Here is a 24493-nt window from a genome sequence, read left to right on the forward strand (position 1 = left end):
AGACCGACCCCTTCCACGACTGGTCCTGTCTCGCTGACGCCCGGCGCTCGCGAAAGGTGACCCGGTGGACCCCGACGACCTCACCGAGGAGTTCGAGGCGGCCCGGTCTCACCTGCGCTCGGTCGCGTTCCACCTGCTCGGGTCGGTCGAGGACGCCGACGACGCCGTCCAGGCCGCCTGGTTGAAGGCCGACCGGGCCGACCGGCGCGCGATCGACAACCCGACGGGCTGGCTCACCACGATCACGGTCCACGAGTCCCTCGACCAGCTGCGTGCGCGGCGGCGCGCCGGGAGCCTGGTCGGCGCACTGGCGCGCGCCGACCTGCAGCACGGCTCCTGGGCGCCCGCCGCGGACGAGGACGTGTTGCGGGCGGACGCGGTCGACCGCGCGCTGCTGGTCGTCCTCGACCGGCTCTCGCCCGCCCAGCGCGTCGCCTTCGTGCTGCACGACGTCTTCGCGATGCCCTTCGACGAGATCGCCGCCGTCCTCGACAGGTCGCCGGACGCCGCGAAGAAGCTCGCGAGCAGGGCGCGTCGGCGCCTCCACGACGGTCCGTCCGCCGCGGAGTCCCCCGACCGGGAGCGCACCGAGCGCCACGTCCGCATCGTCGAGGCGTTCCTGGTCGCCTCTCGCGACGGCGACCTCCGCACCCTGATGCACCTGCTCGCCCCGGACGTCGTGCGGCGGGTCGACCGCAACCTCGTCCCGGACGCGATCGCCACCGAGGTCCGAGGCGATCGCGACGTCGCCGAGGAGACACGGCTCTTCGCGGTCCGGGCCCGCTCGGCTGCGGTCGTCCTGCTCGACGGCGAGCCGGCGATCGCCATCGCGCCGCGCGGGCGGTTGCGCGCGCTGATGCTCCTCGCCATCGGGGCCGACGGCCGGATCCACGAGATCGAGATCATCGGCGACCCGGCCCGGCTCCGTGCGGGTGCGCTCGCGGTCCCGCGCTGAGCCCGTGGCCCTGGCGACGTCCGGGTTGCGGGGGCGGAAAGGGGAAGTCACCCGGTACGCGGTCGGTGCTCCGCGCTGCGGCTCAGCCGGGCGTCCGCCCCCGCACCCTCCAGAGCGTCCGGGCGCGTCGCGGCGTTACAGTCCCGTGCGGCCGCGTCCGGATCGCCTGTCGGACGTCGTCTCGCGATGCCTGTCGATCTCGTGGCATCTCGTCCGTCATCACGACGACCCATCACACCGAGGAGGAACCCGTGTCCGCAGATCGTCGTCGCTACCTGCTGCTCCTCCCCGCTCCGGAGGAGGAGTGGGCGCAGCTGCCCGAGTCGGAGCACGAGCACGGCATGGAGAACCACCGGCGCTTCCACGAGGCGCTGGCCGCGCGCGGCCACGCGCTGGTGCTCGCGAGCCCCCTCGAGCCGTCGAGCGAGGCGATCTCGCTGCGCAACACGGGTCGCGGGTCGGCCGTCGTGACCGACGGACCGTTCACCGAGACCGCGGAGCAGATCGTCGGCTTCTACCTCGTGGAGTCCGACGACGAGCCGGACCTGTTCGAGCTGGTCCGCGCGTTCGCAGAGGGCGGTGACCACGTCGAGCTCAGGCGGCTGGCGGCGGGCTAGTGGTCATCGACGGAAGTTCGTCGGGGGTAGCCGTCGTTCAGGTGTGTGCAGCGCAAGGCGGCGGCGCGAAGGCAGACTGGAGTCTTCCGAGCGCGGCCAACGCAGCGATGTGCGTGCCTGGGCGGCGGCGACCCCGACGAACTGACGGAGATGGCCACTAGCCGGCCAGGTGCCCCCACGTCGGCGCCAGCTCGGTCCACGGTCCGACCGCCGCCACGCGGCCCTCGACCAGCACCACCACCCGATCGGCCTGGGCCAGCGCCGCCCGCTTCGAGGTCGCGCCGACGACGGTGGCGCCGGCCTGGCGCAGGGCGGTCCAGAGCTCGATCTCGGTGGCGGCGTCGAGCGCCGAGGACACGTCGTCGGCGAGCAGCAGCTCGGCCTCGCAGGCGACGCCACGCGCGAGCGCGAGCCGCTGGACCTGTCCGCCCGAGAGCCGGACGCCACGGTGTCCGACGAGCGATTCGGGACCACCGGCGGCGGCGACGTCCTGCGTGAGCCGGGCCGTCTCCAGGGAGGGGACGACCGGGCGCTCGGCGTGATCGAGGTGGACGTTGTCGGCGAAGGTGCCCGACAGCACCCGCGGCACCTGCGCCACGTGGGCGACCCGTCCCGGACGCATGAAGGGCTGCGCGTCGGCGACCGGCGCGCCGTTCCAGCGGATCTCGCCCGTGCTCGACACCAGCCCGGCGAGTGTCGAGAGCAGGCTCGACTTGCCGGAGCCGACCTGGCCCAGCAGCAGCACCAGCTCCCGCGCGGACACCGTGAGGTCGACGTCGCTGACACCGATCGTGCCGTCGTCGTGGACGGCCGAGACGCCGCGCAGCTCGAGGGTGCGCAACGGGTCGCGCACGCCCGCCACCGGGGCGGGCGCGGTGCCGTGCACCAGGTCGACGCCCTCGGGGAGGTCCATGAGGTCGCCGCCGCCCGCGAGTCGGCTCGTGGTCTGCATCCAGGCGCGGGTGCCGGGCGCCTCGGTGATGACGGCGCCCGCTACCCGGCCGAACCAGTCGAAGCCGTTGACCGCCCCGGCCACGAGCAGCGCCGTGGCCAGACCCCAGCCGCCGGCGACCAGCACCGCCCAGGCGGCGACCACGCCGCACTGGACCATGACGACCGGGACGCCGTCGAGCAACGCCTGCACGCGGTGCTCACGCACCGCGGCCTGGACCCGCCCGCCGTCGACGTCGCGCAGGTGGGCGTGGACGCTCGGCGTGGAGGCGGCGAGCTTGACCGTGCGCACGGAGTCGAGCGCCGAGACGAGTGAGCGGCCGAAGCGCGCCCGCGCGGCCGCGGACGCGGCGGCGGAGCGGCCGGCGACCCGGCGGCCGAACGACGACGCCAGCGACGACATCAGCATCACCGCGAGCAGCACGCCGCCGGCGAGCAGGCTCCGGGCGAGCGCCGCGGTGATCACGGCGATCGCGAGGCCGTTGACGAAGTCGACCCAGCGGTCGGCGTAGCGGGCCAGGCGGTCGGCGTCCATGGTGCGGGCGACGACCTCGCCGGGCGGGGTACGCCGCAGCCGGTGCTGCTCGGTCTGGCCGGCCAGCACGGCCGTGCGCACCCGCAGCATCACGGCGATCCACCAGCGCGGATAGCGCCGGATCGCCTCGGCCAGCAGCAGCGGCGACACGATCAGCGACACGACGAGGACGACGGTCAGCCGGGTCGGATCGCCGTCCTCCTGGAGCGTCTCCACCAGATGTCCCCACGCCCAGCCGGTGAAGACGCCGAACGCGCCGGTGAGCGCGGAGACGAGGAACAGCACGATCGCTACAGCGCCCCACCGTGGCTCGACGAGCATCGTCCGCAGCGTCGCGCGGGCCAGGCCCGGCACGGGCGCGAGCTCGGGCGGCGCCGGGGGCTCGCCCGTGCGGCGAGCGGTGCCGACCTGCCGGGTGTCGACCGCCGGGTCCTCGACCTCGCGGGCTGCGTCGACCCGTTCGTCCTCGGCCGACGCCTCCAGCAGCGTCCGGAACGGGCCCGGCTCCGCGGCGAGCCGGGCGCGCGGACCGCGCTGCGCGACACGACCGTCCTCGAGCACCGCGACCTGCTCGGCGCGTTCGGTGGTCGAGAGGCGGTGGGCGACCAGCAGGCCGGTGCGCCCGGAGAGCAGCCGCTCGGAGGCACGGACGACGTGGGCCTCGGTGACCGGATCCATGCGCGCGGTCGCCTCGTCGAGGACGACGACGCGGACGTCGCGGACCAGCAGTCGGGCGAAGGCGACCAGCTGCTCCTCCCCCGCGGACAGCGTGGTGCCACCCGGTCCGAGCAGGGTGTCGAGGCCGTCGGACAGACCTGCGACCCAGTCGTCGAGGCCGAGCTCGGCGACGGCGGCCGCCACGTCGGCGCGGGGGACGTCGGAGAAGAGCGCGATGTTCTCGGCGAGCGTGCCGGCCAGGATCTCGGTGCGCTGGGTGACGACGCCGACCGCGGCGCGCAGGCGCTGCAGCTCGAGATCACGGACGTCGACGCCGCCGAGGAGCACCGAGCCTGGCTCGGGCTCGACCGCGCGGGACAGCAGCGACGCGAGCGTGGACTTGCCGGAGCCGGTGCGGCCGACCAGCGCGCACGTGGTGCCGGCCGGCACGTGCAGGTCGACGTGGCGCAGGGCGAACCGCCCCTCGGCGTACGCGAAGTGCAGGTCGCGGAAGGAGACGTCGAGTCGGCCGGCGGGGAGCTCGGCGCCCTCGGTGGGCTCGCGCTCGGCGCCGATCAGGCCGCGGAGTCGGAGCACGGCGCCGAAGCCCGCCTGGAGGTCGGGGAGGTGGCGCGCCAGCTGGTCGACCTGGCCGACGAACATCGTCGTGACCAGGAACAGCGTGACCAGCGAGGCCGTGTCGAGGCGGTCGCTGGCCACCAGCGCGACGCCGACCACGGCGGTGCCCGCGAGGACGGCGTGCAGGAGCGTGCCGGTGCGGCGGCTGACCCGGGCCTCGAGCTCGAGCACGACCGCGAACAGCCGGTGCACCCGCGCAGCGAGCTCGGTCGTACGCCGCAGCACGTGGGCCTGCCCGAGGCTGGCGCGCAGGTCGTCGCGCCCGGCGACACCCTCCTCGAGGGCGGCCGCGTGGTCGGTCCACGCTGCTTCCTCCTCGACCTTGCGCGCCGAGATCTCCGGAAGCATCGGGCGGACGACGCCGAACGCGGCGACGCCGGCGAGCGGGAAGAGCAGGAACGCCGGCCACCAGGTGAACCCGGCCACCAGCCACAGGGGCCCGGAGGCCAGGACCGTGCGCAGCGCCATCCAGACGCTCTGCCGGAGCAGGGTGCCGACCTCGTGGGTGTCGTCGTCGACCCGGTCGAGGACCTCGCCGACGGCCTGCTCGGTGAGCGCGTCGAGCGGCTGGTGGAGCGCGGCGTCGAGCAGGTCGGCCCGCAGCTGGCCCTCGGCCCGGTCGACGACGCCCGCCCACAGCGTGCGCCCCACGGTGTCGAGCACGGCGGCGCCCACGACGCACAGCGCGAGCAGCGCCACCAGCCCGTCGGAGGCGTCCTCGGCCAGCCAGCCGCTGACCAGCGAACCGAGCGACGTGCCGATCGCCGCGACGGCGCAGGCGACGATCGCCACGATCGCCACGGGCGTGCGGAGTCGACGCCAGTCGACGGTCCGGGCGGGCGCGGGAGGACCGGGAGGGGCGGGCCGGAGCGAGTGGCCGGCGTCGAGCTGGGTGGCAGTCATGTCGAGGTACGACGCTATGCCGCGGCACCGACAGCCGTCGCGCGAATTTCGGCGTCAGAACCGCCAGCGCGTGGCGCCGCCGGGCTCGACCGTGAGGAGGGCCACCATCGAGGTCGCCTCGACCCGGAAGACCCACCACGGCGGCGGCCCACCCGAGGGCGCGGTGAAGGGCGCGGTGAGGGCGGTCCCCGACGCGTCGACCTCGCACGGCCACCCGCCCGCGGCCCACTCGGCGCATCGGGCCGCCACCACGTCCGGGTCCGTCACCCGACTCGCCGTGCCCTCGACCACGAGGTCGAACTCGTGCACCGCGAGGGCGAGCGAGCACCGGGGATCGCGAGCGAGGTTGCGCGCCTTGCGGGTGCCCGGGCCGGTCTCGAACCAGAACGCGCCGTCGGCCCACAACGACCCGATCCCGGTCGTGTGCGGCCCGCCGTCGACGTTCAGCGTCGTGATCCACGTGCTGTGCCGGTCGGGCCCGCCGCCGTCGGGTGCCTGGTCGTAGCCACGATCCAGGCGGTCGGTGATCGTCGCGAGGTCGAGGGTCGGCTGGCCGTCCTGGGTGTCGAGGTTGATTGCGGTCATCCAGGTGCTGACCCGGCCGTCGGCCCCGACTCATCGCACGCGGGGGCCGCGACCGGCATCAGAGCTCCTTGATCCCCCAGGGACTGCCGTAGTCGGTGAGCAGGTCGAGGAACGGCACGGCGTCGAAGGCCTCCGGGCCGAGCACGCCGGCGCCCTTCCAGGTGCCGCGCGCGAGCAGCTCCAGCGCGACCACGGGGTTGATCGCGGTCTGCCACACCACGCACTGCTGGCCGTACTCCCGCATCGTCCACTCGTTGTCGACCACGTGGTAGAGGTACGTCGACCGCGGCTCGCCGTCCTTGCCCGTGCCGGTGACCCACAGGCCCGCGCAGGTCTTGCCCGTCATCCGCGGCCCGACCGTCGCCGGGTCGGGCAGCACCGCCGCGACCACGTCGCGCGGCGACACCTCGACGCCCTTCACCCGCACCTTCTCGGTGCTGTCGAGACCGAGGGTGTGCAGCACCTTCAGGATGTTGATGAACTCGTCGCCGAGGCCGTACTTGAAGGTCGCGCGCCTGCAGTCGATCCAGCGCGGCATGAGGAGGACCTCCTCGTGCTCCACGTTGACGCACTCGACCGGGCCGATGCCCTCGGGGAAGTCGAAGACCTCCGGCTCGCTGAACGGCGGCGTGGTGTGCCAGTCGCCGTCCTGCCAGACGACGGGCGGGTTGAGGCACTCCTCGATCGTGGTCCACATCGAGAACGACGGCGCGAAGATCTCGAGGCCGTCGTCGTCTGTGACGACGAGGTTGGCGCCGTCGCGGGTGCCGAGCTCGTCGATCTCGCTGAAGAGGTGGTCGGCGGCGTACCGCGCGAACACGTCGGAGAGCCCCGGCTCGACGCCGATGCCGACCAGCGCCAGCCGCCCGGCCGACTCCCACCGGTCCGCCTCCGCGAACTGCTCGTCGCCCAGCTTCACGCCGGTCTGCTCGTACGGCGCGGTCGGGTGCGGCCTCGACAGCGACATCGCCATGTCGAGGTAGTCGGCGCCCGCGGCGTACGCGCCGTCGAAGACGGACATGTCGAACACCGGGTCGACGGCGTTCATCACGTGGGTGATGCCGTGCTCACGGCACAGCGCCTCGACGTCCTGCGCCGACGAGGCGTCGATCCGTGCGGCGGCGTACCGACTGTCGGTGGCGGCCGCCTTCTCCGCCCTGGCGAGGTCATAGTCGGCGACCACGACCGTCTCGAAGAAGTCGCGCCGCGCGGCGATCGCGGCGAACGCGGCGCCGACACCGCCGGCGCCGACCAGCAGGATCCTCATGTCTTGTTTCTCCTCATCGAGTTGAGCGTCGCGAGAGCGGTGTGATGCCAAGGCGGAGGCGCGAAGGCGGCCTTTGAGCGGAGCGGGCCGTCGAGCGCCGCTTGGCCGGGGTCCCGCGGAAACGCGAGCGCAGCGAGCGCTTTTCGTGGGGTGGCGACTTCGCAGGCAGCGCGCCGCTATCGCGGCGCTCAGCCGATGTAGGACATGACGTGCTTGATGCGTGTGTAGTCCTCGAAGCCGTAGCCGGAGAGGTCCTTGCCGTAGCCGGAGTGCTTGAAGCCGCCGTGCGGCATCTCGGAGACGAACGGGATGTGGGTGTTGATCCAGACCGCGCCGAAGTCGAGCCTGCGCGACATCCGCATCGCCCGACCGTGGTCCCTGGTCCAGACACTGGAGGAGAGGCCGTACTGCACGTCGTTGGCCCACGTGAGCGCCTGCGCCTCGTCGGTGAACCTCTGCACGGTCATGACCGGGCCGAAGATCTCGGTCTGGATCTGCTCGTCGGTCTGCTGGAGGCCGGAGAGCACGGTGGGCTCGTAGAAGTAGCCACGGTCCCCCTTGCGGCTGCCGCCCGTCGAGACGGTCGCGTGGTCGGGGAGCCGGTCGACCATGCCGGTGACGTGGGCGAGCTGGTTCTCGTTGTTGAGGGGACCGTAGTAGGTGTTCTCGTCGTCGGGCATGCCGGTGGGCATGCCCTTCGCGGCCTCGGCCAGCGCGGCGACGAACTCGTCGTGGATGCCCGCCTGCACGAGCACCCGGGTGGCAGCGGTGCAGTCCTGGCCGGCGTTGAAGAGGCCGGCGCCGGCGATGCCCTCGGCAGCGCTCGCGATGTCGGCGTCGTCGAAGACCACGACCGGTGCCTTGCCCCCGAGCTCGAGGTGGACTCGCTTGACGTCGTGGGAGGCCGCCTCGGCGACCTGCATGCCCGCGCGGACGGAGCCGGTGATCGCGACCATCTGCGGCGTCTTGTGCGAGACCAGCGCGCGGCCGGTCTCACGGTCGCCGCACACCACGTTGAGCACGCCCGGCGGCAGGAACTCCTGCGCGATCTCGGCGAGGAGCGTGGAGCTCGCCGGGGTGGTGTCGCTCGGCTTGAGGACCACGGTGTTGCCGGCCGCGAGCGCCGGGGCGATCTTCCAGATCATCATCAGCAGCGGGTAGTTCCACGGCGTCACCTGGCCGACCACGCCGATCGGCTCGCGGCGCACGAACGACGTGTGGTCGGCCATGTACTCGCCCGCCGCCTTGCCCTCGAGCAGCCGTGCGGCACCCGCGAAGAACTTGAAGTGGTCCGAGGCGTAGGGCATCTCCTCCGCCATCGTGAGCTGCACCGGCTTGCCGGTGTCCTTGCACTCGACGGCGTTGATCTCGTCGACGCGGTCCTCGATCGCCTGGGCGATCTTGAGCAGCGCGTTCGAGCGGTCCTGGGGGGTCGCATACCCCCACCCGTCGAACGCCGCGTCCGCCGCGCCGTACGCCCGGTCGATGTCCGCGTCGCCGGACCGCGGCGCCTGGGCGTACACCTCGCCGGTGGTCGGGTCGATGACGTCGTAGGTCTCCCCCGACGCGCTGTCGACGAGCTCTCCGTTGACGACGTTCTTGAAGGTCTGGTCGGCCATGTGGGGAGCCTAGTGAGGTCTCAACGGAATCTGTAGGGGTCAGCCGACTTTGAAGACGGATTTCGTTGAATCAGGCCGTGTAGACGGACGTTCCGTCGATCCAGGTCGAGACCACTCGAGCGCCGCCGATGTCGTCGGCCGAGCCCGCGAACGGGTCGCGGTCGAGGACCACCAGGTCCGCGACCGCGCCCGCGCGGAGGACGCCCGCGCTCTGCTCGTCCCCGGGGCCACGACGGTTGATCCACGCGCTCCCCGAGGTGTACGCCGCGAACGCCGACTCGAGCGCGATCGCCTGCTCGGGCAGGAAGCGGTCCCGGCCGGCCCGGCCGCCCTCGCCGTACGCCGTGCGGTTGACCGCGACGTGGATCGCCTCGAGCGGGTGGGGCGTGCTGACCGGCCAGTCACTGCCGGCGACCAGCCGCGCGCCGTGCCGCTCGAGGTCGCCGAAGGGGTACTGCCACCGGGCGCGCTCCTCCCCCAGGAACGGCAGCGTGAGGTCGATCATCTGCTCGTCGTAGCACGCCCACAGCATCTGCAGGTTGGCCGCGACGCCGAGCGCGCCGAAGCGCGGCAGGTCGTCGGGGTGCACGACCTGGAGGTGCGCGATGTGATGACGGCGGTCCCGGTCGGTGCCCTCGAACGCGTCGAGCGCCTCCCGCGCGCCGCGGTCGCCGATCGCGTGCACGTGCACCTGGAAGCCCTCGGCGTCGAGGCGCGCGACGTAGCGTCGCAGCGCGTCGGGGTCGACGAACGAGTGGCCGGCGTTCTCGGTCGTGTGGCCGCAGCGGTCGAGGTAGGGCGCGGTCAGCGCCGCGGTGAAGTTCTCGGCGACGCCGTCCTGCATGATCTTCACGCTCGTCGCGCGGAACTGGCCGTGGGTGTACCGCTCGCGCCGCTCGACCAGGTCGCCGACCTGCTCCTCGCCGCGGGTGCGGTCCCACCACAGGGCGCCGACGACGTGGGCGGAGAGGTCCCCCTCGCGCGCCGCGCGGAGGTACGTCGGGCCGGGGTCGTCCATGCCGGCGTAGGCGCCGACGATCGCGTCCTGCCATCCGGTCACGCCGACGGAGTGGAGGTGGCGCTGCCCCTCGAGGAGCGCGGCGTAGTACTCGTCGTCGGTGGTCTGCGGGGTCAGCCGGGCGACGGCGTGCATCGCGCCCTCGTGGAGCGTGCCGGTCAGGCGGCCCTCGCCGTCGCGCTCGAAGCGGCCGTCCGCGGGGTCGGGCGTGTGCCGGTCGACGCCGGCGAGCTCGAGCGCGCGGCTGTTGACCCACGCGCCGTGGTGGTCGCGGTTGGGCAGGAACACCGGTCGGTCGGGCACGACCCGGTCGAGGTCCGCAGCGGTCGGTGTGCCGCCCGGGAACGCCGCCATCGCCCAGCCCCCGCCGAGGATCCACTCGCGGTCGGGGTGCGCGTCGGCGTACTCCGCGACGATCCGCAGGTAGTCGTCGCGGCTCTCGCCCTCGGTGAGGTCGCAGCGGATGCGCTCGAGCCCGCCCTGCACCGCGTGCACGTGCGCGTCGACGAACCCGGGGCCGAGGAACGGCACGTCGACCACGGTGGTTGAGGAAGGGCGAAGTCCTGTCTCGAAACCACCGGGCTGGACCGCGGCGATCCGCCCGTCCTCCACGAGCACGTCGGCGCGCCCGACGTACCGGTGCCCGTCGAAGACCGTGCCACCACGGAACAGCGTGGTCATCAGCGTCCTTCCAGCAGCGGGCCCGCGGGGTCGTGGGAGATCCCGTGCTTGCGGGCGGCCAGGCCGGAGAGCGCCTCGAGGCAGACCCGGTTGGCGAGGAAGGCGGTGATCTCGGCGTGGTCGTACGGCGGGGAGACCTCGACGACGTCGATGCCGGCGACGGGCAGCTCGCGGCAGATGCGGCGTACGGCGTCGAGGAGCTGCCGGCTCGACAGGCCGCCCGGCTCCGGCGTGCCCGTGCCCGGCGCGTGGCCGGGGTCGCACACGTCGATGTCGACCGAGAGGAAGACGGCGTCGCAGTCGTCGAGCGCGATCTCGAACGCCTCGTCGAGGCATGCCTCCAGGCCGCGCTTGCCGATCTCGGTCATCTCGTAGGAGCGCATGCCCTGCTCGGCCATCCACCCCAGCGTCTCGGGACCGGGCCAGTAGCCGCGCAGGCCCATCTGGAGGAAGCGGTCGCCGCGCAGCGCGCCCGACTCGATCAGCCGGCGCATCGGCTGGCCGTGACCGTAGAGCGAGCCGAACTCGATGTCGCCGGTGTCGGCATGCGCGTCGAAGTGGATCATCGAGACTCGGCCGAAGCCGTGGTGGCGGGCGACGCCCGTGGCGTCGGGCAGCGCGATGGAGTGGTCGCCACCGAGCACCAGCGGGATCGCGCCGGCGCGGGCCACGGCGTGGACCGCCTCCTCGAGAGCGCCCAGCGAACGCTCGATCTCTCCGGGCGGCATCTCCACGTCGCCGGCGTCGACCACGACCACGTCCCGCAGCGCGTCGACCCGGAGCGCGAGGTGCGGACGCGAGCCGTCGTGCGGCAGGTAGTCGGTCTGCCGGATCGCCATCGGGCCGAAGCGGGTCCCGGGGCGGTGCGACGTGCCGCCGTCGAAGGGAGCGCCGACCACGACGACGTCCGCCGCGGCGAGGGCCTCGTCATCGTCGAGGTCGACGCGCTCGACGCCGAGGAAGGTGACGTCGGGTCCGAACTGCGGTCCATACCGGGTCATGGCGCATTCCTACCAGCCATCGGGCGCGCGACCGAGTCAAGACAACGAAATCCGCGCAAATCACATGCGTGAGCCACGGATTCGCTTGCCTTCCTCCGGCTCGACCGCGCACCATGGACGCATGACCTCGGACTTCGACCACCTGCAGCGGGCCGCCAAGGACCACCTGTGGATGCACTTCACCCGGCACTCGTCGTACGACGAGGCGGATGTGCCGATCATCGTGCGCGGTGAGGGTGCCTACATCTACGACGCGCAGGGCAAGCGCTACCTCGACGGGCTGGGCGGGCTCTTCGTCTCCCAGCTCGGCCACGGGCGCGCCGACCTCGCCGAGGCGGCGGCCGCGCAGGCCAGGGAGCTGGCCTTCCATCCGCTGTGGTCCTACGCGCACCCGAACGCGATCCTGCTCGCCGAGAAGATCGCGGGCTACGCGCCGGGGAGCCTCAACCGGGTCTTCTTCACCTCCGGCGGCGGCGAGGCCGTCGAGACCGCGTGGAAGCTGGCCAAGAACTACTTCAAGCTCGTCGGCAAGCCGATGAAGCACAAGGTCATCTCCCGCGCGATCGCCTACCACGGCACCACCCAGGGCGCGCTGTCGATCACCGGCCTGCCTCCGCTGAAGCAGCAGTTCGAGCCGCTGGTGCCCTCGACGTTCCGGGTCCCGAACACCAACATCTACCGGGCTCCCGTCCATGGCGACGACCCCGAGGCCTTCGGGCGCTGGGCCGCCGACCAGATCGCCGTGGCGATCGAGAACGAGGGCCCCGACACCGTCGCCGCCGTCTTCGTCGAGCCGGTGCAGAACTCCGGCGGCTGCTTCCCGCCGCCGCCCGGCTACTTCCAGCGCGTGCGCGAGATCTGCGACGAGTACGACGTGCTCATGGTCTCCGACGAGGTCATCTGCGCCTTCGGCCGGCTGGGGCACATGTTCGGCGCCGAGCGCTACGGCTACGAGCCCGACATGATCACCTGCGCCAAGGGCATCACCTCCGGCTACGCGCCGCTCGGCGCGATGATCGCGAGCGACAGGCTGATGGAGCCGTTCCTGGCCGACGGGCAGATGTTCGCCCACGGCTACACCTTCGGCGGCCACCCGGTCTCGACCGCGGTCGCGCTGAAGAACCTCGAGATCTTCGAGTCCGAGCAGGTCCTCGAGCACGTCCGCGCCACCGAGGGCGCCTTCCGCTCCACCCTGGAGCGGCTGCTCGACCTGCCGATCGTCGGCGACGTCCGCGGCGACGGGTACTTCTACGGCATCGAGCTGGTCAAGGACAAGGCGACCCGGGAGTCGTTCACCGACGACGAGTGCGAGCGCCTGCTCTACGGCTTCGTCTCCAAGCAGCTCTTCGCCGAGGGCCTCTACTGTCGCGCCGACGACCGCGGCGACCCGGTCATCCAGCTCTCCCCCCCGCTGATCTGCGACCAGCAGCACTTCGACGAGATGGAGCAGATCCTGCGCACCGTCCTCGACAAGGCCGGCACGCTCCTCTGAGGCTGCGGGGGCTGCCTCGCCGCGCCTCGCAGTCGCTTCATCAAGGGATGAAGGTCGAGCCGCGGTTCCCTCGACGAGCTCGTCGAGGGAGGCGGGGTTTCGCCTGCATCCCTTGATGAAGCACCGGGCGCGTGATGAAGCACCGGGCGCGTCGCGTGCTCGTCCGACCCGGCGGCCAGGGAGCCAGACCCTAGGCCAGGGCGCGGACCCGGCGCCGGTGGTTGAGCTCCGCGCCGACCACGATCAGCACCGAGACGGCGAACATCAGGGTGCCGACGACGTTCACCTGCATCGGGACGCCGCGCTGGGCGGCGCCCCACACGTACATGGGGAAGGTCGTCGTGGTGCCGGCGTTGAGGTTGGTGATGATGAAGTCGTCGAAGGAGAGCGAGAAGCTCAGCAGGGCGGCGCCGAGGATGCCCGGGAAGACCAGCGGGAAGGTCACCCGCCAGAAGGTCTGCCGCGGATTGGCGTAGAGGTCGGCCGCCGCCTGTTCGAGGGTGTCGCTCATGCCCGCCAGGCGCGAGCGCACGGTGACGACCACGAACGACAGGCAGAACATGATGTGCGCGATCAGGATCGTCCAGAAGCCGAGCTGGCCGGCGAAGCCGGCAGACACGAAGAGCGCGAGCAGCGAGGAGCCGAGCACGATCTCGGGCGCGGCCATCGGCAGGAAGATCAGCAGGTTGGTCGTCGACCGGAACGTGAACTCCCAGCGCACCAGCGCGAACGCCGCCAACGTGCCGAGGATCGTGGACGCCAGCGTCGCCAGGATGCCGATCTGGATGCTCTTCCAGAGCGCGTCGCACATGCCCTCGGCACCGCAGAAGTTCGTCCAGTTGTCGAGCGTGAACCCGTCGAAGCGGTAGACGTTGCGGCTCGCGGGGTCGTTGAAGCTCATCAGCACGACCACGAAGATCGGGATGAACGTGTAGATCAGCACCAGGATCCCGAGGATCAGCACCAGGTGCTCGCGCACCCACCTCATGCCGGGGTCCGAGCGGTTGCGTGCCTCCGCGCGCAGCGCTCCCACGCGCGCTTTCGTGGGGTGCTCACAGCAGCTCCTCCGTCCCCGCCCTGCGGACATAGACCAGGACCATCACCAGGATCAGCACCATCAGGATCATCGAGAGGGCCGCGGCGATCGGGTAGTTGTTGGCATCGGTGAACTGGCTCTGGATGACCGAGCCGATCATCCGCTGGTTGGGGCTGCCGAGCAGCTGGGCGTTGATGTAGTCGCCCACGGCGGGGATGAACGTCAGCAGCGTCCCGGAGACCACGCCCGGCAGCGACAGCGGCCAGGTGACCTTCCAGAACCCGACGAACGAGCTCGCGTAGAGATCGTGGGACGCCTCGATCAGGCGCGGGTCGATCTTGTCGACGCTGGCGAAGAGCGGCAGCACCATGAACGGCAGGAAGTTGTAGGTCAGGCCGGCGACCACGGCCACCGGCGTCGCCAGCAGGCGCCCGTCCTCGCCCAGCAGGTGGACGGTCTGGAGGAGGTCCACGACGAATCCGTCGTCGGCCAGGATCAGCTTCCACGAGAGCGTGCGGACCAGGAAGCTGGTGAAGAACGGCGCGATGACAAGCACCAGCATGAGGTTCTTCCACCGGCCGGCCTTGAAGGCGATCGCGTAGGCCAGCACGTAGCCGAGCACGAGGCACAGCAGCGTCGCGATCGCGCCGTACGCCAGGGACCGCAGCAGCGGGGACCAGTACTCCTGGATCGCCGTCCAGTAGTTCTGGATGTGGTAGGTCATGTCGTAGCCGCGGAAGTCCGACCCGTTCGGGTCGTAGAGGCTCGTCGCGATCAGCGAGTAGAACGGGATGACGAAGAACAGCACCAGCCAGGCGAGGCCGGGCAGGATCAGGAGGTAGCCGGTCCGCCCGCGGCGGCGGCCGGTGTCGGGCTTGGCGTCGACCGCGACGGGCGCCGTCCCGGCGGTGCTCGCCATCAGTCCTCCTGCTCGGCGCCGGCCGATGCGTCCTGGCTGATGTCGAGCAGGAAGGCGTACTCCGGGCGCCACGACAGCTCGACCGCCTCACCGGTGCGGTAGAGCCGTCGATGGCCGGTGTTCTGCTGGAAGACCTGGAGCTCCTGGCCCCACGGCATCCGCACGAGGTACTGGGTGCTCACCCCGACGAAGCTGACGTCGGTGACGACCCCGCCGGGGATCGAGTTGCCGGGGGCGTCGAGGTCCTCCCCCGGGTCGCCGATCAGCACCTTCTCGGGCCGGATGCCGATCCACCCGCGGTCACCCGCGGCGTGCGACCGGGCGGCCGGGATCGACACGTCGATGCCGTGCATGTCGACGGTGACCACGTCGCCGCCCCGGCCCTTGATCGCGCCCTCGACGAGGTTGGACTGGCCGAGGAAGTTGGCGACGAACGTCGTGTGCGGGTTCTCGTACAGCTCCTCGGGGGCGCCCATCTGCTCGATGACGCCGCGGTTCATCACCGCGACGGTGTCGGCCATCGTCATGGCCTCCTCCTGGTCGTGCGTGACGTGCACGAAGGTGAGGCCGACCTCGGTCTGGATCCGCTTGAGCTCGATCTGCATCGCCCGGCGCAGCTTGAGGTCGAGGGCGCCGAGGGGCTCGTCGAGCAGCAGCACCTCGGGCTCGTTGATCAGCGCGCGCGCCAGCGCGACCCGCTGCTGCTGACCGCCGGAGAGCTGCGCCGGCCGCTTGCGGGCCTGGGTCTCGAGCTCGACGAGGTCGAGCATCTCGCGCACCCGGGTGTCGACGTCGGCGACCTTGCGGCGCTTGAGGCCGAAGGCGATGTTCTCGTGGATGTCGAGGTGCGGGAAGAGGGCGTAGTTCTGGAAGACGGTGTTGACCGGGCGCCGGTAGGGCTTGGCGTAGGTGATGTCGTCACCCGCCAGCGTGATCGACCCCGAGGTCGGCGTCTCGAGGCCGGCCACCATCCGCAGCGTGGTGGTCTTTCCGCAACCCGACGGTCCGAGGAGCGCGAAGAACGAGCCACGGGGTACGTCGAGGTCGAGGTCGCGCACCGCCGTGAAGGCACCGAAGGACTTGGTGACCCCGCGCAGCCGGAGGCCGTCGTACGTCGTGTCGCCGGCGGGGGGTGATGCCGTCTCAGCCACCTGTGACATTGGCCCAGTCTCCTTCGTACTCAGTCGTCTGCCGGTCGTCGAGCGGCATGAAGTCGAACGTCGTCTTGAGCAGGTCGTCGTCGGGGAAGATCAGCTGGTTGTCGACGAGGGAGGGGTCGATCTTCTCCATCTCCTCGCGGGCTCCCTCGACCGGACAGATGTAGTTGACCCACGCGGCGAGCTTCGCGGCGACCTCGGGCTCGTAGTAGTAGTTGATCCACTCCTCGGCGTTCGCCTGGTGCTGCGCGAGGTTCGGGACGATCATGTTGTCGCTCCACAGCGACAGGCCCTCCTCGGGCGCCACGAACTTGATGTCCGGGTTGTCGAACTGGAGCTGGATCACGTCACCCGACCACGCCTCGCAGGCGAGGATGTTGCCGGCCGCGAGGTCCTGGGTGTAGTCGTTGCCGGTGAAGGCGCGGATCTGACCGCTGTCGACGACCTCCTGGAGTCGGTCGATCGCCTTGCCCCACTCGGCCTCGCTGAACTCGTCGGGGTCGGCCCCGACGACCCGGAGCATGAACGCCATCGTGTCGCGCATCTCCGAGAGCAGCGTGACGCGGCCCTTGAGGTCGGGGCGGGTCAGCAGCTCCTCGAAGCTCCGGATCTCCGAGGTCTTCGCGGCGTTGTAGGCAATGCCGGTCAGCCCGCTCTGCCACGGGGCGTGGTAGGTCAGGTCGGTGTCCCACTGCCGGTTGCGCAGCGGCTCGATCAGGTTGTCGTGGACGTTGGAGATCTTCTTCGGGTCCAGCGGCTGGATCCAGCCCAGCCCGATCATCCGCGCCGCCATCCAGTCGGTCAGCATCATCAGGTCGCGGTCGATCGGCTCGCAGCTCGCGAGCTGGTTGCGCACCTTGGCGTAGAACTCCGCGTTGTCGTTGACGTCGTCGTGGTAGTCGACGCTGATGCCGGTCCGGTCCTGGAAGACCGACAGCGTCGAGGTCGCCTTCTTGCGCGGGTCGATGTACTGCGGCCAGTTGGAGACGATCAGCTCGCGCTGCTCGGCCGAGAGGTCGGCCGTCCGGCACTCGAGCGGGTCCTGCTGGGCACCGTCGGTGGAGAAGAACGGCAGCTTGAGTGCGGCGATGCTGACCCCGGCGAAGGCGACCCCGCCGCCGGCCTTGAGCAGTCCGCGGCGGGACAGTCCGCCCCGTCCTCCTGGTTGCCCCTGCACCATCCGGACTCCCTTCGCGCCCCACCTCGACGGGTGGATCGTGCCACGCATGGCGGCCATCGACAAGCGATCCAGTCGAGCAGAAACATGATTGCAACGAAATCCTTCGTTCCGTCGGGCTTTTCAGACCCTTCCGGCACCCCGGACCACGCAGACCGGCCGCGCACGCCGTTCCCGGCGAGCGATCCCGCAGGACGGCGGACCCACGACGACGGATTCCACGGCGCCACGCGCCGACGGCCTTTGACCCCGGCGGTGGACTGCGCAACCATCCCTGCCATGAGCAGGAGGACCGGCCGGACGGCACAACCGCTCGACGACGTGTCGAAGGCGATCATCGAGCAGCTGCAGCAGGACGGCCGCCGGTCGTACGCCGCGATCGGCAAGGTCGTCGGGCTGTCGGAGGCGGCGGTGCGTCAGCGCGTCCAGCGACTCATCGAGTCCGGCGTCATGCAGGTCGTCGCCGTGACCGACCCGCTCGAGCTCGGCTTCGCCCGCCAGGCGATGGTCGGCATCCGGGTCACCGGTCCGCTCGAGCCGGTCGCCGACCGGCTCGCCGAGCTCGACGAGGTCGACTACGTCGTGGTCACGGCCGGCAGCTACGACCTGCTCGTGGAGGTGGTCTGCGAGAGCGACGAGCACCTGCTCGAGCTGATCTCCGGCCGGATCCGCGCGATCGAGGGCGTCCAGGCCACCGAGACGTTCATGTACCTGAGCCTGCGCAAGCAGACCTACTCCTGGGGGGTGCGCTGAACGGCGACATCGTCGGCGTCGACCCCCACTACGAGCGCCTCTCGCTCTGGCACGACACGGTCGAGACCGACTGGACCCCGCGCGCGCCGCTCGACGGCGACGCCGAGGCCGACGTCGCGATCGTCGGCGCCGGCCTCACCGGGCTCTGGGCCGCCCACTACCTGGCGGCGGCGGACCCGGAGCTCCGCATCGTCGTGCTCGAGGCCGAGACCGCCGGCTTCGGCGCGTCCGGACGCAACGGCGGCTGGTGCTCGGCGCTCTTCCCGGCGTCGCTCGACACGCTCGCCGGGTACGCCGACCGCGCGGCCGCCCTCGCCCAGCACCGGGCCATGCGCGAGACCGTCGACGAGGTCGCCCGGGTCGCCGCCGCCGAGGGCATCGACGCCCAGGTCGCCAAGGGCGGCACGATCACCCTGGCCCGCAGCCGTGCGCAGTGGGCGCGCGCGAGGGCCGAGGTCGCCGAGGCGCGGACCTGGGACCGCGGCGACGACGACCTGCGCCTCCTCGATCAGGAGGAGGCGCAGGAGATCCTGCGCGGCAGCCGCACCCGCGGCGCGACGTACACCCCGGACTGCGCCGCGCTCCACCCCGCACGGCTCGTGCGCGGACTGGCGGACGCGGTCGAGCGTCGGGGCGTGACGATCCACGAGCGGACGCGGGTGAGCTCGATCGAGCCACGCCGGGTGCGCACCGACCAAGGCGTCGTGGCCGCCCGCACGATCCTGCGGGCCACCGAGGGCTACACGTCCTCCTTGCGCGGCGAGCGACGCACGATGGTGCCGGTCTACTCGCTGATCATCGCCACCCAGCCGCTCGCACCCGAGGTCTGGGACGAGATCGGCCTCGCCCGGCGCGAGACTTTCACCGACCACCGCCACCTGATCGTCTACGGACAGCGCACCGCCGACGACCGGCTGGTGTTCGGCGGCCGCGGCGCGCCGTACCACCTCGGCTCCCGGATCCGCCCGGAGCACGACCGCGACGAGAAGGTCTTCGCGAGCCTCTACTCCACGCTCGTCGACCTCTTCCCCGTGCTCGCGGGCGCCCGCGTCTCGCACGCCTGGGGCGGTGCGCTCGGCATCCCGCGCGACTGGTGCGCGTCGGTAGGGCTGAACCGCTCGACCGGGATCGGCTGGGCGGGCGGGTACGTCGGCGACGGGGTCAGCACGACCAACCTCGCGGGCCGGACGCTGCGTGACCTGGTGCTCGGCCGCGACACCGAGCTGACCCGACTGCCCTGGGTCGGCCACCTCTCCCCGCTATGGGAGCCCGAGCCGCTGCGGTGGCTCGGCATCAACGCCGGCCTGCGCGCCATGACACTCGCCGACGCGGAGGAGCGAGTCACGCGACTGCCGAGCCTCGTGGCGAGGGCGGTCAGCCCGCTGCTGGGATGAATCACCCCGCGAGGCCGTTCGCGGCCGTGTCCGCCGGCTTGCTCCCGGTGTGCACCCAGGCGTCGAAGAAGGCGCCGAGGTCGGCCCCGCTGACCTCGGCGGCGAGCGCCTCGAACTCGGCCGTCGTGCCGTGCCCACCCGCGCGCTCGGCGACCCAGCGCCGCAGGACCGTGGAGAACGCGGCCTCGCCGATCCGGTTGCGCAGCGCCTGGAACGTCATGGCACCCCGCTCGTAGACGAAGGACGCGAAGATCTGGTTGACGCAGCCGACGCCGCGCGGGCACGGGTCGGCGACCCGACCCGTCCAGAACGGGTCGTCGGCCGCGATCGCGTCGTACGACGCGCGCAGCCGGTCGGCGCCCGAGGCGCCCGTCGTCGCCTCCGCCCAGCGCCACTCGAAGAACGTCGCGGCCCCTTCGTTGAGCCAGATGTCGCTCCACCTGCGCAGCGCGACGGAGTCACCGAACCACTGGTGAGCGAGCTCGTGCACGACGGTCGGGACGGCCCCGGGCCCGTCTCCTAGGTAGGGATAGGTCGGCCGCGTCTGGTTCTCGAGCGCGAACCCGACGGGCAGGCTCGTGGTCACCCCGCCGACCGTCGAGAAGGGGTAGTCGCCGAGCTCGCCCTCCAGCCACGACACGATCGCGGGCGTCCGGCGCAACAGCGCCATCGAACGCTGCTGCTGGGCCGGGCTCAGCCCGCGCGAGACGGCGATCAGCCAGGGGGTGTCGGCGTGGCCGCCCCGGGCGACCCGGAAGCGTCCGGCGGCGAAGAACGCGAGGTAGGGCGCCATCGGCTCGTCCGCGCGCCAGGTCGTCGTCGCCCAGCCCCTGCCGTCGCCCGCGCGCTCGGTGCGGCGCACCTGGCGGCCGTTGGCCACCACGGCGTACCGAGTCGGCACGGTGATGCTGATCCGCACGGTCGCCTTGTCGGCCGGGTGGTCGTTGGCCGGGAACCACCAGGGCGCCATGTGCGGCTGGTTCATCGCCACGACCTCCGTCGGGCCGGCCAGCCAGTTGCGCTCGCCGGCGTAGGCCCGGCCACCCGGGCGTCCGGCGTACCGCACCCGGACGTCGACCGTCTCCCCCTCCGTCAGCGCGCGCCCGACGACGAGCTCGTGGGGGCGCTGGCGGAACCCGACCCGGTGACCGTCGACGAGCACCCGTCGGACCGGCAGCAGGAAGTCGAGCGAGAAGCTCGACACCGTCGCGGTGGCCCGCAGCCGCAGCCGGGTCCAGCCGCTCAGCCGACCCTGGCCGAAGCCGTAGCGGTCGTGGATGTCGTAGGAGAGGACGTCGATGCCGCCGTTGCCGTCCAGCGGGAAGTAGGCGTCGCCGATGCCGCGGGCGCCGGGCGGCCCGGGGGCCGGCGCCGAGGCCGAGGCCACGCCCAGGCCACCGAAGCCCAGGACGAGGGCCAGCAGGGCGGCGACGGAGCGGCGGCGGGCGGACACGACCGCAACGTACCTTCCCGCACCCCGGACCACCGGCGATCCTCGGCAATTCGGTTGCGCCCCCGCGCCGACGTGCCCGAGAGTATGCGGCGAAGCCCCGGACCTCCCGGGTGCCCGAGCGAGAGGAGCGTGACATGTCCACGACTGTCCTTGGCCTGTCCGCAGACCGCCTCCTCTCTCACCTCCGGAGCACCCACAGCGATGTCCTTCGACTTCACGTACTACCCGTCTGACACCTCAGACCTCTCCGACGTCGACCCGACGTTCGTCTTCGACTTCCAGACCTACGACGAGCTCGACGACGGCCAGCGCTGGTCGACCTGGCTCGCCGTCGAGCCACTGAGCCGCGGCCCCGAGCCCCGCCCCGACTGGGTGGTGACCTCGCAGGCCGCGGTCGACACCGACCTCGGCATCCTCAAGACCGGCAAGGAGGCCGACGCGTTCCTCCTCGAGCGCGCCGTCCCCGGCAGCGACGCTCTCGGCGAGTCCGTCGTGATGGTGGCCAAGCGCTACCGCAGCACCGACCACCGCAACTTCCACCGGGCCGCGGCGTACACCGAGGGACGCAGCATGAAGCGCTCGCGCGACGAGCGGGCCCTCAAGCGCAAGAGCACGTTCGGCAAGCTGGTCGCCAGCGGCGAGTGGGCCGTCTCGGAGTGGGACGCCCTCAAGCGCTGCTGGGAGCTCGGCCTGCCGGTCCCCTACCCCGTCCAGATCGACGGGACCGAGATCCTCATGGAGTGGATCACCGACGACGAGGGAGAGAGCGCGCCCCGCCTCGCCCAGGCCCGTCCGGAGCCGGCGCTGCTCGCGTCGTACTTCGACCAGCTCCGCGAGGCGCTCGGCACCATGGTGGCGAGCGGGATCGTGCACGGTGACCTGTCGGCGTACAACCTCCTCGCCGCCGGCGAGCGACTCGTCATCATCGACCTCCCCCAGATCGTCGACCTCGCCGGCAACGCCGCCGGCATGGACTTCCTGCTGCGTGACTGCACCAACGTCTGCACGTGGTTCCGGTCGCGGGGGCTCGAGGTCGACGAGCACGACCTGTTCGGGGAGCTGATGGCCCAGGCGTTCTAGCTGGCTCTAGGGTGTGGCGTGCGCTCGCGTCGTGTCGTCCGTGGTGAGCCCGGCGAGCTCGTCGTCGGGCTCGAGCGCCGGATGGCGCAGCGAAGGGACGTCCCGGTCGACCCGACGCGGCGGACGCTCTACACCCCGGGCGAGCTCTACGACGCCGCGGCGTACGACGACACGCTGGACGCCCGGGCCTACCGCTGGGCCGCGGCGCCGCGCACCCCCGAGGCCGCGCTGTGCCGCGCCCTGCACGACCACGCGATCGACGTCGCGCTCGAGCGCTGGATCGGCCACCGGCGCCTCGTCGGCGTGATGGGCGGGCACGGCATCGAGCGCGACGAGCCGGCGTACGCCGACGCCGCGCGGCTCGGAGCCCTGCTCGGGGCGTCGCACGTCGTGGCCACCGGCGGCGGACCGGGCGCCATGGAGGCGGCCAACCTCGGCGGATACCTCTCCGGCCGGCCGGACGCACTCGAGGAGGCGCTCGCGCTGCTCGCGACGGTGCCGACCTTCCGGCCGTCCGTCGACGCGTGGGCGCGGGTGGCCCTCGAGCTGCTCGCGCAGCACCCGGACGGTGCGCCGGGCCTCGGCATCCCCACGTGGCACTACGGGCACGAGCCTCCCAACGTCTTCGCGACCGCGATCGCGAAGTACTTCCGCAACTCCCAGCGCGAGGCGATCCTGCTCGAGGTCTGCGACGCCGGGATCGTCTTCCTGCCCGGCCTCGCCGGCACCGTGCAGGAGGTCTTCCAGGACGCCTGCGAGAACTTCTACGCCGCCGAGTCCGCGGTCGCCCCGATGGTGCTCGTGGGCGCGACGTACTGGACGCGGACGCTTCCGGCGTGGCCGCTGCTGCAGGCGCTCGCGCGCGGCCGCGCGATGGAGCGGCACGTGCACCTGGTCGAGAGCGTCGACGAGGCGGCGGAGCTCATTTCGGCGACCTGAGTGCAATTCGGTGACGCGAGCGCCCGCCGGACCCTAGATTGTCGCGGTGCAGATCTCGCGTCGTGACCTCTTCCGTTCCTCCGCCGCCGTCGGCGGCACCGCAGCACTCGGCAGCGCCGGGCTCGCCGACGCCGCCGTCGCCGGCCCCGCCGTCCGCGGCACCACCACGTCAACCGTCCTCGGCAAGGGCGACGCCGGCGCGGGCGGATGGCGCCCCGTGGTCAGGCTGGCGGGCGAGAAGCACGTCGTCCGCACCGGCCTCGGTGCGAAGCCGGGCAAGGGTCGCGTCAGGCGGCGCAAGGCGATGGCGGCCTTCGCCCAGCTCAGCGACGTGCACATCATGGACACGCAGTCACCGGTCCGCGCCGAGCTCGGTGAGTTCGCCAGCAGCAGCGCCTACCGGCCCCAGGAGATGCTGGGCGCCTTCGTCGCCGACGCGATGGTGCGCGAGATCAACAAGATCAAGCGCGGCCCGGCGACCGGGCGGAAGCTCGAGTTCACGATCCAGACCGGCGACAACTCCGACACCGCCCAGTACAACGAGGTCCGCTGGAACATCGACCTGCTCGACGGCGGCCGGAAGATCACGGTCGACTCGGGTGACCCGTCGCGCTATGAGGGCGTCATGGACCAGAGCCTCGACTTCTGGGACGTGAACTTCTGGCACCCCGACGGGACGCCGGTCGGCAAGCCTGCCGACCTCGGGACCCAGAGCGGGTTCCCGACGTACCCGGGCCTCCTCGACGCCGCGCGACGGCCGTTCACGCCCGAGGGCCTGAACATGCCGTGGTACGCCGCGATGGGCAACCACGACGGCCTGGTCCAGGGCAACTTCCCGATCAACGCCTCCCAGAACAGCCGGGCGACCGGCACCGCCAAGGTGCTGTCGACGGACGGCACGCGCATCCGCCAGGTCACGCCGGACAGGAACCGGCGCCTCCTCGACCGGTCGGAGTGGGTCGACGAGCACTTCGACACGACCGGGACGCCGAAGGGCCACGGCTTCACCGCCGAGAACCGCTCGAAGAACACGGCGTACTACTACTTCGACCGCGGCGCCGCCCGGTTCGTCGTGCTCGACACCGTCGCCGAGGTCGGCGACAACGGCGCGCTCGACAAGCGGCAGCACACGTGGCTCACCCGCCTCCTGGACCGCAGCCGGGACAAGGTCGTCGTGCTGTTCAGCCACCACCCGCTGTCGTCCTTCGAGGACCAGGGGCTCGCCCGCAAGATCCGGTCCGAGCTCGTCCGGCGGGAGAACGTCGTCGCCTGGGTCAACGGGCACACCCACACCAACCACATCTGGGCGCACCCCCGGAGGAAGAAGGGGAAGGTCGTCGGCGGGTTCTGGGAGATCAACACCGCCTCCCACATCGACTGGCCCCAGCAGGCGCGGCTGCTGGAGATCGCCGACAACAGGGACGGCTCGTTGTCGATCTTCACGACGATGATCGACCACAGCGGCTCCCTCGCCTTCAACGGCGACCTCGACGACCCGAAGCAGCTCGCCGGGCTCTCCCGGCTGCTGGCGGCCAACGACTGGCAGGAGCGCGACAACGAGCGGCGCGGCGAGCGCACCGCCCGCAACGTCGAGCTGCTGGTGCGCGCGCCGAAGTTCCTCCGCGCCAAGGCGAAGAAGAACAAGAAGAAGAAGGGCTGAGCCGC

General features: G+C 71.8%; 19 protein-coding genes. 8 read left to right on the forward strand and 11 right to left on the reverse strand.

From position 1 onward, the window contains the following. Positions 1-64 precede the first annotated feature (64 nt). Positions 65-955, forward strand: a complete 891-nt coding sequence (locus tag PZ894_RS04315) for a sigma-70 family RNA polymerase sigma factor (RefSeq protein ID WP_275742791.1) — start codon at positions 65-67, stop codon at positions 953-955. 251 nt (positions 956-1206) lie between these two features. Further along, positions 1207-1572 (forward strand): YciI family protein, encoded by a 366-nt coding sequence (locus PZ894_RS04320; RefSeq protein ID WP_275742793.1) that lies wholly within the window; start codon positions 1207-1209, stop codon positions 1570-1572. A 157-nt stretch (positions 1573-1729) separates the two neighbouring features. Here PZ894_RS04320 and PZ894_RS04325 read toward each other — a convergent pair whose 3' ends face one another. From PZ894_RS04325 to speB, 6 genes are all read right to left on the reverse strand, one after another. Further along, positions 1730-5257, reverse strand: a complete 3528-nt coding sequence (locus tag PZ894_RS04325; protein WP_275742795.1) for an ABC transporter ATP-binding protein — start codon at positions 5255-5257, stop codon at positions 1730-1732. A 54-nt stretch (positions 5258-5311) separates the two neighbouring features. Further along, positions 5312-5842, reverse strand: coding sequence for a pyridoxamine 5'-phosphate oxidase family protein (locus PZ894_RS04330; protein WP_275742797.1), 531 nt, complete (start codon positions 5840-5842; stop codon positions 5312-5314). A 58-nt stretch (positions 5843-5900) separates the two neighbouring features. After that, entirely contained in the window at positions 5901-7109 is a 1209-nt protein-coding gene (locus PZ894_RS04335; protein WP_275742799.1) for a saccharopine dehydrogenase C-terminal domain-containing protein, read from the reverse strand. Between the two features lie 188 nt (positions 7110-7297). Continuing rightward, positions 7298-8728, reverse strand: coding sequence for a gamma-aminobutyraldehyde dehydrogenase (locus PZ894_RS04340; RefSeq protein ID WP_275742801.1), 1431 nt, complete (start codon positions 8726-8728; stop codon positions 7298-7300). A gap of 70 nt (positions 8729-8798) precedes the next feature. After that, a complete protein-coding gene (locus PZ894_RS04345) occupies positions 8799-10427 on the reverse strand; it encodes an amidohydrolase (RefSeq protein WP_275742803.1) in 1629 nt (542 codons plus the stop codon). Then, positions 10427-11428, reverse strand: a complete 1002-nt coding sequence (gene speB / locus PZ894_RS04350) for an agmatinase (RefSeq protein WP_275742805.1) — start codon at positions 11426-11428, stop codon at positions 10427-10429. Before speB ends, PZ894_RS04345 begins: the two co-directional genes overlap by 1 nt. Before the next feature lie 121 nt (positions 11429-11549). Here speB and PZ894_RS04355 point away from each other — a divergent pair, with 121 nt between their 5' ends. Continuing rightward, positions 11550-12920, forward strand: coding sequence for an aspartate aminotransferase family protein (locus PZ894_RS04355; protein ID WP_275742807.1), 1371 nt, complete (start codon positions 11550-11552; stop codon positions 12918-12920). Positions 12921-13110: 190 nt separating this feature from the next. Here PZ894_RS04355 and PZ894_RS04360 read toward each other — a convergent pair whose 3' ends face one another. The 4 genes from PZ894_RS04360 to PZ894_RS04375 are packed head-to-tail and all read right to left on the reverse strand — an operon-like array spanning position 13111 to position 17269. After that, positions 13111-13953 (reverse strand): ABC transporter permease, encoded by an 843-nt coding sequence (locus PZ894_RS04360; protein ID WP_275742809.1) that lies wholly within the window; start codon positions 13951-13953, stop codon positions 13111-13113. A gap of 19 nt (positions 13954-13972) precedes the next feature. Then, entirely contained in the window at positions 13973-14875 is a 903-nt protein-coding gene (locus PZ894_RS04365; RefSeq protein ID WP_275742811.1) for an ABC transporter permease, read from the reverse strand. Continuing rightward, positions 14875-16035, reverse strand: coding sequence for an ABC transporter ATP-binding protein (locus PZ894_RS04370; protein ID WP_275742813.1), 1161 nt, complete (start codon positions 16033-16035; stop codon positions 14875-14877). The genes PZ894_RS04365 and PZ894_RS04370 overlap by 1 nt, the downstream gene beginning before the upstream one ends. Then, entirely contained in the window at positions 16019-17269 is a 1251-nt protein-coding gene (locus PZ894_RS04375; protein WP_275742815.1) for a spermidine/putrescine ABC transporter substrate-binding protein, read from the reverse strand. The genes PZ894_RS04370 and PZ894_RS04375 overlap by 17 nt, the downstream gene beginning before the upstream one ends. A gap of 219 nt (positions 17270-17488) precedes the next feature. Between PZ894_RS04375 and PZ894_RS04380 the strand changes: the two genes are divergently transcribed. Continuing rightward, entirely contained in the window at positions 17489-17962 is a 474-nt protein-coding gene (locus PZ894_RS04380) for an Lrp/AsnC family transcriptional regulator (protein WP_275742817.1), read from the forward strand. An 8-nt stretch (positions 17963-17970) separates the two neighbouring features. Next, positions 17971-19356, forward strand: a complete 1386-nt coding sequence (locus tag PZ894_RS04385) for an FAD-binding oxidoreductase (protein WP_275743027.1) — start codon at positions 17971-17973, stop codon at positions 19354-19356. 1 nt (position 19357) lies between these two features. On the opposite strand, the gene PZ894_RS04390 is transcribed toward PZ894_RS04385, so the two are convergent. After that, positions 19358-20809 carry a M1 family metallopeptidase gene (locus PZ894_RS04390; RefSeq protein WP_275742819.1) on the reverse strand — a complete coding sequence of 484 codons (1452 nt, stop codon included), beginning with the start codon at positions 20807-20809 and terminating at the stop codon, positions 19358-19360. A 201-nt stretch (positions 20810-21010) separates the two neighbouring features. Between PZ894_RS04390 and PZ894_RS04395 the strand changes: the two genes are divergently transcribed. Genes PZ894_RS04395 through PZ894_RS04405 form a run of 3 tightly spaced genes read left to right on the forward strand, consistent with a single transcriptional unit; the run spans position 21011 to position 24488 of the window. Next, positions 21011-21889 (forward strand): RIO1 family regulatory kinase/ATPase, encoded by an 879-nt coding sequence (locus PZ894_RS04395; RefSeq protein ID WP_275742820.1) that lies wholly within the window; start codon positions 21011-21013, stop codon positions 21887-21889. Positions 21890-21907: 18 nt separating this feature from the next. Further along, on the forward strand, positions 21908-22828 hold the full coding sequence (locus tag PZ894_RS04400; protein ID WP_275742822.1) for an LOG family protein: 921 nt from the start codon (positions 21908-21910) through the stop codon (positions 22826-22828). A gap of 46 nt (positions 22829-22874) precedes the next feature. Next, entirely contained in the window at positions 22875-24488 is a 1614-nt protein-coding gene (locus PZ894_RS04405) for a TIGR03767 family metallophosphoesterase (RefSeq protein ID WP_275742824.1), read from the forward strand. Positions 24489-24493: the final 5 nt, after the last annotated feature.

The organism is Nocardioides sp. YIM 152315 (genome assembly GCF_029210375.1).
Classification (GTDB): Bacteria; Actinomycetota; Actinomycetes; order Propionibacteriales; family Nocardioidaceae; genus Nocardioides.

Bases quoted from the DNA above. Each gene is read 5' to 3' on its own strand.
- PZ894_RS04325 (WP_275742795.1), bottom strand. From the start codon at position 5,257: ATGACTGCCACCCAGCTCGACGCCGGCCACTCGCTCCGGCCCGCCCCT.
- PZ894_RS04330 (WP_275742797.1), bottom strand. From the start codon at position 5,842: ATGACCGCAATCAACCTCGACACCCAGGACGGCCAGCCGACCCTCGAC.
- PZ894_RS04335 (WP_275742799.1), bottom strand. From the start codon at position 7,109: ATGAGGATCCTGCTGGTCGGCGCCGGCGGTGTCGGCGCCGCGTTCGCC.
- PZ894_RS04340 (WP_275742801.1), bottom strand. From the start codon at position 8,728: ATGGCCGACCAGACCTTCAAGAACGTCGTCAACGGAGAGCTCGTCGAC.
- PZ894_RS04345 (WP_275742803.1), bottom strand. From the start codon at position 10,427: ATGACCACGCTGTTCCGTGGTGGCACGGTCTTCGACGGGCACCGGTAC.
- speB (WP_275742805.1), bottom strand. From the start codon at position 11,428: ATGACCCGGTATGGACCGCAGTTCGGACCCGACGTCACCTTCCTCGGC.
- PZ894_RS04355 (WP_275742807.1), top strand. From the start codon at position 11,550: ATGACCTCGGACTTCGACCACCTGCAGCGGGCCGCCAAGGACCACCTG.
- PZ894_RS04365 (WP_275742811.1), bottom strand. From the start codon at position 14,875: ATGGCGAGCACCGCCGGGACGGCGCCCGTCGCGGTCGACGCCAAGCCC.
- PZ894_RS04370 (WP_275742813.1), bottom strand. From the start codon at position 16,035: ATGTCACAGGTGGCTGAGACGGCATCACCCCCCGCCGGCGACACGACG.
- PZ894_RS04375 (WP_275742815.1), bottom strand. From the start codon at position 17,269: ATGGCCGCCATGCGTGGCACGATCCACCCGTCGAGGTGGGGCGCGAAG.
- PZ894_RS04380 (WP_275742817.1), top strand. From the start codon at position 17,489: ATGAGCAGGAGGACCGGCCGGACGGCACAACCGCTCGACGACGTGTCG.
- PZ894_RS04395 (WP_275742820.1), top strand. From the start codon at position 21,011: ATGTCCTTCGACTTCACGTACTACCCGTCTGACACCTCAGACCTCTCC.